The 6,651-nt window shown below is 73.0% G+C and carries 8 protein-coding genes and 1 pseudogene; 4 read left to right on the top strand and 5 right to left on the bottom strand.

Annotated features, from left to right (window positions below; all coding sequences use genetic code 11):
• A partial coding sequence (locus MXD60_RS28315; protein ID WP_248822755.1) for a globin domain-containing protein occupies positions 1-1,051 on the top strand: 1,051 nt, incomplete at its 5' end.
• A 38-nt stretch (positions 1,052-1,089) separates the two neighbouring features.
• On the opposite strand, the gene MXD60_RS28310 is transcribed toward MXD60_RS28315, so the two are convergent.
• Positions 1,090-1,239: a hypothetical protein gene (locus tag MXD60_RS28310; protein ID WP_248822754.1), complete on the bottom strand. Its 150-nt coding sequence runs from the start codon at positions 1,237-1,239 to the stop codon at positions 1,090-1,092.
• A 133-nt stretch (positions 1,240-1,372) separates the two neighbouring features.
• Between MXD60_RS28310 and MXD60_RS28305 the strand changes: the two genes are divergently transcribed.
• The gene (locus MXD60_RS28305) at positions 1,373-2,083 is read left to right on the top strand and encodes a VIT1/CCC1 transporter family protein (RefSeq protein WP_248822753.1); all 711 of its coding nucleotides are present in this window, start codon (positions 1,373-1,375) and stop codon (positions 2,081-2,083) included.
• 284 nt (positions 2,084-2,367) lie between these two features.
• Positions 2,368-2,691, top strand: a complete 324-nt coding sequence (locus MXD60_RS28300; RefSeq protein ID WP_248822752.1) for a hypothetical protein — start codon at positions 2,368-2,370, stop codon at positions 2,689-2,691.
• 326 nt (positions 2,692-3,017) lie between these two features.
• Here MXD60_RS28300 and MXD60_RS28295 read toward each other — a convergent pair whose 3' ends face one another.
• Both MXD60_RS28295 and MXD60_RS28290 read right to left on the bottom strand, forming a co-directional pair.
• Positions 3,018-3,902, bottom strand: coding sequence for a CbtA family protein (locus MXD60_RS28295; protein ID WP_248822751.1), 885 nt, complete (start codon positions 3,900-3,902; stop codon positions 3,018-3,020).
• Positions 3,903-3,916: 14 nt separating this feature from the next.
• Positions 3,917-4,129, bottom strand: coding sequence for a CbtB domain-containing protein (locus MXD60_RS28290; protein ID WP_248822750.1), 213 nt, complete (start codon positions 4,127-4,129; stop codon positions 3,917-3,919).
• Positions 4,130-5,062: 933 nt separating this feature from the next.
• On the opposite strand from MXD60_RS28290, the gene MXD60_RS28285 reads away from it, so the two are divergent.
• The gene (locus MXD60_RS28285; RefSeq protein WP_248822749.1) at positions 5,063-5,617 is read left to right on the top strand and encodes an excalibur calcium-binding domain-containing protein; all 555 of its coding nucleotides are present in this window, start codon (positions 5,063-5,065) and stop codon (positions 5,615-5,617) included.
• Here MXD60_RS28285 and MXD60_RS28280 read toward each other — a convergent pair.
• Together MXD60_RS28280 and MXD60_RS28275 are read right to left on the bottom strand one after the other, a co-directional pair.
• Positions 5,506-6,153: an MOSC domain-containing protein gene (locus MXD60_RS28280; RefSeq protein WP_248822748.1), complete on the bottom strand. Its 648-nt coding sequence runs from the start codon at positions 6,151-6,153 to the stop codon at positions 5,506-5,508. The genes MXD60_RS28285 and MXD60_RS28280 overlap by 112 nt on opposite strands.
• A gap of 67 nt (positions 6,154-6,220) precedes the next feature.
• Positions 6,221-6,651: pseudogene (locus MXD60_RS28275) on the bottom strand (SAM-dependent methyltransferase); the annotation flags it as partial.

Below are 6,651 nucleotides of genomic sequence, written 5' to 3'. Positions count from 1 at the left end.
CGCCGGGCACCTGCTCGGCGAACCCGGCCCGCCCGTCGACCCGATCCTGCGGCGCATCGCCCACCGGCACGCGTCCCTCGGGGTCGGACCCGGCCAGTATCCCGTCGTCGGCGCGCACCTGCTGGCCGCCATGGGCGAGGTCCTCGGCGACGCGATGACCCCGGCGGTGCACGACGCGTGGGACGAGGCGTACTGGCTGTTCGCCACCGCGCTCATCGCCGAGGAGGCGCGGGTCTACCAGCGCATCGGCGCGGACCCCGGCCACCCCTGGCGCCCGTGGCGGGTCACCGCCCGCACGGTGGCGACCCCGGAGGTCGTCTCGTTCGACCTCGTGCCCGTCGGGCCCGACCCGCTGCCGGGCTACCTGGCCGGCCAGTACGTGACGGTCGCCGTCGACCTGCCCGGCGGCGACCGGCAGGCCCGTCAGTACAGCCTGTCGAGGGCGCCGGGCACCGGCAGCCTGCGGATCACCGTGCGCCGGGTCCCCGCCGTCGGCGACGCCCCCGCGGGCGCCGTCTCCTCCCATCTGCACGAGCGGGTCAACGTCGGCGACGTGCTCGACATCAGCCCGCCGGCCGGCGACGTGACCCTGGCGCCCGGGACCACGCCGCTGTTGCTCGTCAGCGCGGGAATCGGCGTCACGCCGATGATCGCCATGCTCGGCCACATCGCCCGGCTGCGCCCGGAACGCACCGTCGTCGCCGCGCACGCCGACCGCTGCCCGCAGCAGCACGCCCTGCGCTCGGAGCTGCTCGACCTCGGCGCCCTGCTGCGCGACTTCCGCCTGCACACCTGGTACGACCCGGCGCCCGAGGCCGCCGCGACCGGTATCGCCGCAGGCGAGGTGGCGGCCCGCGAGACCCGCCACCACGGTCTGATCGACGTCGACGCCCTCCCGCTGCCCGACGGCGCCCGGGCCTACCTGTGCGGACCCCTCCCGTTCATGCGGGACGTGCGCGCCGGCCTGCTGGCCCGCGGCATCCCCCCGGAGCACATCCGCTACGAGGTCTTCGGCCCCGACCCGTGGGCGGGCATCCCACCGGCCCGCTGACCCACTGACCGGCTGGCCGGCGCCGGCGAGCGGCCGGGTCAGGCGACCGGCAGGTAGGTGCGGAAGGACTCCGGGGCGCCGCCGAGGGCGACCGCGCGCTGCTCGGCCGCGAACCGGTCGAGGATCCGGCCGGCGTCGTCGTGTTCGGCACCGGTCCCCCAGCGGGTGCCGAAGTTCGCGCCCGTCAAGTAGACCCCCCGCCGACGCCCTGGCGGCCGCGACGATCCTCGTCGACGCGGCCACGACCCCGCCGGAGGGCTGACCGCACTCCCGGGCGCCGCGCGGCAGACAGCTCCGATCAGACCGTGCTGTACTGCCCTCATGACGGCGCGAACGCGACTGCGGCACCGGGAACGGCACGCGGCCCAACGGGCCGGCTGGCTGCGCGCCGCCGTGCTCGGCTCGAACGACGGCCTGGTCTCCACGTCGAGTCTCGTCGTCGGAGTGGCGGCGAGCGGCGCGTCGGGTGGCGCGATCCTTACCGCCGGCGTCGCCGGGCTCACCGCCGGCGCGCTGTCGATGGCCGTCGGCGAGTACGTCTCCGTCAGCGCGCAGGCGGACGTGGAGCGGGCCGACCGCGCCCTCGAACAGGCCGAGCTGGCGGCGACCCCGGCCGCCGAGTTCGCCGAACTCACCGGCATCTACGAACGGCGCGGCCTGCCCCGCGACCTCGCCGAGCAGGTCGCCCGGGCATTCACCGAACGCGACGCCCTGGCCGCGCACATGCGGGACGAGCTGGGCCACAACGAGATCAACCAGGCCCGGCCGCTGCAGGCCTGCGCCGCCTCGGCGGCCAGCTTCACCGTCGGCGCCCTGGTGCCCTTCGTCGGCCTGGCGGCACCGGCGGGCTGGCCGCGGATCGTCGGCGTCGTCGGCGTCACCGTCCTCGGCCTCGCCGTGGCCGGCGCGCTGGCCGCGCGCACGGCGGGCACCGCGCTCGCCCGCCCGACGCTGCGGGTCGTCCTCGGCGGCTGCGCGGCGATGGCGGTGACGGCCCTGGTCGGCCTCCTCGCCGGCACCGCGTCCGGCTGACCGCGCTGGTGCGCTGGTGCGCTGCCAGCGGCTTTCGCCCGAAGCACCGTCACCGAAAGCAACGGTCCGTCTGGCCGTCTTGTCCGACGTCTGCACGCTGGAGGAGTCGCCGTGGTTCTTCTGTACGGTTGCCCATCGGATTTGTCCATACAGAAGGACCACGAAGCCTGTCGCCAACGATCAACGAGGCCGGCGCCAGCCACCCACGGTCATCCTCACCGCCGAGCGGCGGCCGGGTATGCCCGATACGGATCATTGTGGGTAGGTGTCTACACTGCCCGACCGTGAAGACCATCATCATTGGCACGCTGGCGATCGCGTGCCTGTTCGGCTGTAGCTCCGAGACCGAACCATCCACCACCACGCCAACCACAGCACCCACAGTCGCACCTGGCGCGCCCAGCGTGGACGCGTCAGCGATTCGCTCGCGGTTCCCGGCGCTGGCCGGGTGGACCGACGCGAAGGTGCAACAAGCGGTCGCCAATATGTGCCAGGAGATCGCTTCCGGCAAGGACGACACCACCATCATCAACAATGCCACCCAGCGATTCGAGGTGAACGCCGCTACAGCCACTCAGCTTGTGGAAATTGTTCGCACTGGTTGCTGACTGATGGACTAGCCGTGGTGGAAGCCGGTCCCGGTGCGGTCGAGGGGGTCGGGGGGGCAGGTTCAGATGGGTGGCTCGCAGGTGGTCCCAGGCTGCGAGGCAGGTGAAGTCGGGCGCGTCGAGGGGCCGGCCCGCGGCGCTGCGGCGGTTGAGCTCCGCGCGGGCGCAGCGGCGGATACGGCCGAGCTCGGGCCACCCGACGGGCGATGAGCTGCGGTCAGGAACACCCTGGCCGTGCCGTCAGGGACGGCGCGTGCCGCCGCCACGACCGGAGTCTGATCCGACCGTGGCGACGGCGAGTCACCGCGCAGGAGACGCGACCCCGCTCAGCCCGCCGGGGTCGGCGTGGGCTCGGTGGCCGCCGGCTCGGCGAGTGCCGCGCCGGCACGACGCGCCGGGGCGGCGGCGAGCCGCTCGGCGAGCGCGCCGAAGCCGAGGGCGATCGTCGACCAGAGGATCAGCTGGCTGATCACCGAGTAGAACCGGAACTTGAACAGCACGTCCGCGGGGAAGCCCGGGTAGACGATCCGCCCGTCGGGCGCCTGCAAGGGCTGCGGCGTCTCGGTGGCGAAGTTCCCGTACTCGGCCTTGTTCGAGGCCAGGTGCCCGAACGCGGGCAGCAGGCCCATCGCGACGGCGACCAGCACCAGGAAGACCGCCGCGGCGAGCAGGCTGGCGTTCCAGGTGCCGACCCGGCCGGCGAGCCAGCGGCCGGTCACCATCGCGAGCCCCATCGCGATGACCGACACGGCCACCATCGTCACGTACAGGGCGCTGCGCGCCCCGATCGTCTCCTCGTGGCCGACGGCCGGCGGGTTGGCCGGATACTTCGCGAACGGCACCAGGTAGAGCGAGACGAACCCGGCCGCGGCAAGCAGGCAGGCCAGCACGCGCGGCCGGACGTCCGGGTAACGCCGGGAGACCACCAGGTAGGCGACGACGAACAGCCCACCGATCGCCAGGCCGAACACGGCCATGCCGACGCCGATGCCGACGTTGCTCTGCACGGACCGGCTGAAGACCTCGGCGCCCTCGTGGCCGGCGTGGTGACCGGCGGCCGCGTCGAGCGCGGACTGCGCCTCGTCCCGGCCGGACTCGTAGTCGATCGCGTCCTGGATGAAGGGCTCGGCGAAGATGCGGGCGAAGACGAACGCCAGCAGCCCGCCGAGAACACCTACTCCCAGGCCGCGGTAGATGTATCGGAACTCCACCTCGCGGCCCCCGCTCAGTGGCAGGGGAAACCGAGGAAGTGACGCGCGTCGTGCACGAACTCGTGGATATGGGTATCCGAGCCGAACAACGACGTCGCGCCCTGGTCGACGCCGATGAAATACAGCAGCAGCAGCGACAGCAGCGCGGTGAGCCCGAGTGCCGCCCGGCGGGCGGTCAGCGGGAAAGTGATGGACCGATTGTCGGTCTGGGCCACTGGCGTGGTCATGCGGAGCCTCCTGAGGGATCGTGCGTCCCGGTTACGGGCGTCCTGCGTTCAGGTCTGACTCCCAGGCACCATCCGACCGCACAGCGCGGGTCGGACGGGGCCGGTCACAGCGGCGCGACCGTGCCGGAATCTCACCGGCTTCATCACACAGGCGATCGGAGTATGCGGTTCCGATCAGGGTGCTGTCAACGGGCCCGAACTGGGCAAACAGCACATCTACCCTTATCGCGGGCTTGATCGGCGATTCGCGATCACGATCGACGCGCGTGCCGGCAGCGGGACTGCCCGCGCGCACCGGGCGAGCCGGGGCGGATCGGCCTGGCGGTCGGGTTCGCTCCGCCGCGCCGCGAGGCTCCGCTCGAGCCACCTCACCCGCTCCACCCGTTTCCCGACCTCGCCCGGCACATTTCCGGCAGATCTTCCAGCCGCAGCGACGACCATCTCCGATCCGGCCTTGATATGCCTCGACCACGGGTTCGCGCACCCGACCAGACAGGGCCTCACCACCGATCTCATCATTGTCAGGGATGACCGCGGGATATCGCTGTCAAGAATATGCCGGACGACTCTCACCTGCGCTGTCCGCGTATTCCGGTGAACCAGGATGGGGTCGGTCCGGCCAACCCGGGACCTGCCGCGCCACCACTGGATATCCGTCCAGTTCAGCACTCGGATCGCGGTCTCCCGGCGGACCGTGAACCCAACTGCCGCCGGGCCCCGGACGCACGGTCGACCGCCGTGGAATTGCGTCCCGTCCCTCCGCGCCCGCCCGAACGGAGGCACCGGTGAGCGCCTGCCAGAACACGGCGGCGGCGGCCGCCGAGCACCGCCAGCCGCGGTCCGCGCATTCCGGACGGGTCATTCCGAATGCCGATCAGGCGTCCGGTATGCTGCCGCCAACGCAGACCGGGGGGTATGCATATCATGTTTCGGATGGCTCGAAGGGGCCTTTGTTCGGCAGCCGGAGTCAGCGCCACCGTGCTGGCCGCCGGCCTGCTCGCCGGCTGCGGGCCTGCCGGGGACGCCGTCGGCACCGCGCCGGCAAGCGCGAGCGCCACCGCGGAGATCGCCGCGGCACTGGCCACGCCAGCCCTCAGCACGGCGCCGGCTCCCAGCACCGCACCGGCCGACGTACGCGCGGCCGCCACGAGCGCCGCGCCGACCCCACTCAGCTCCCGAGCGCCGGTGGCCGCGCCCGGCGCCCGTTCGGCGCCGACGTCCGCCAACCCGCCGGCACCGACCAACCCGCCGGCACCGACCAACCCGCCGACGGCTGCCCAGGCACCCGCGAACCCGCCGGCCGCCAACCCTGCCCCCGCCGGCCAGCCGGCCGCGGGGCAACCCGCGGTGAACCCGGCTCCCGCGAACGAACCCGTCTACGCCAACTGCGCCGCCGCCCGCAGTGCCGGAGTGGCACCGCTGCACCGCGGTGATCCCGGATACGCCAGCCACCTGGACCGCGACGGCGACGGCATCGCCTGCGAATAGCGTTCCTCGCGCGGTTCGGCGGTGGGGCGCGGTTCGGCGGTGGCACGCGGTTCCACCCGACGACGGACGGGCACGGTGGGCGTGGCGGTGCGCCGCGGGACAGTGGCACGAACGTCCTCGGGCAGGACGTCGACGACCGCCATCAGGTCGGGCAGCAGGTGCGGCTCGGTGGTCAGGGCGCGCAGCGCGTGGCCGACGGTGATGTCGTGGTCGGGTCGGTGGACGATCGTGATCGGGTTGTCGGCGGCCACCTCGCCTTCGGTGAGCACCCGCAGGTAGGCGCCTGGTTGGCCGCGGTGGATGACGCGGGCGACGAGGTCCGGCACGTCCCAGAAGGCGGCGAACACCCGGCAGGGCACCCGTGGCGCGCTCACCTCGAACACGGCGCTGCCGATCGCCCATCGCTCGCCGATGCGCGCGCCGGTGACGTCCAGCCCGGACGTGGTGAAGTTCTCGCCGAAGCTGCCGGGCGGCAGCCGCCGGCCGGTCGTCTCAGATTCACGGCACGCAGCATCAACAGGCTGCCATTCTCGCATCGGCGCCGGCCCGACACCGCCGTCGGTCCAGCGCGCCCGGTCCGGCAGCCCAGCACCGCGGCGAGGGTCAGGAGGCGCCGACCGCCCGCGCGGTGAGGACCATCGCCGCGTAGCGCATCGTGAACCGTCCGCCCATCTCGTCGATCACCGCGCCGAGACCGGCAAGCAGCCGCGCCAGCTGCTCGGTCGGGAGCACATTCGCGTCTCCCGAGGTCGACATCTGCTCCAGCCACTCGTCCCGGGTGTATTCGCGCGTCCAGTCAAAGCGCCACTGTTCCGGTTCACCGAATCCGCCGCAGTCCCGGATGCCGCCCGCGACGCGGTCGACCACACCCTGACAGGCGTCAACGGCGGACCGCGCCCACGGGTTGCGCGGCAGGTCGGGCAGCTCCCGCTCATGGACCGCGCGGAACGACTCGGCGATGTCCGGCGCGGGGTCGAACACGTTCCAGTACACGGCCAGCCGGCCGCCGGGCCGCAGCACCTCGGCCGCGCGGG

Source organism: Frankia sp. AgB32, assembly GCF_023243045.1.
Taxonomy (GTDB): Bacteria; Actinomycetota; Actinomycetes; order Frankiales; family Frankiaceae; genus Frankia.
This window is presented reverse-complemented; position numbering and strand designations above follow the sequence as displayed.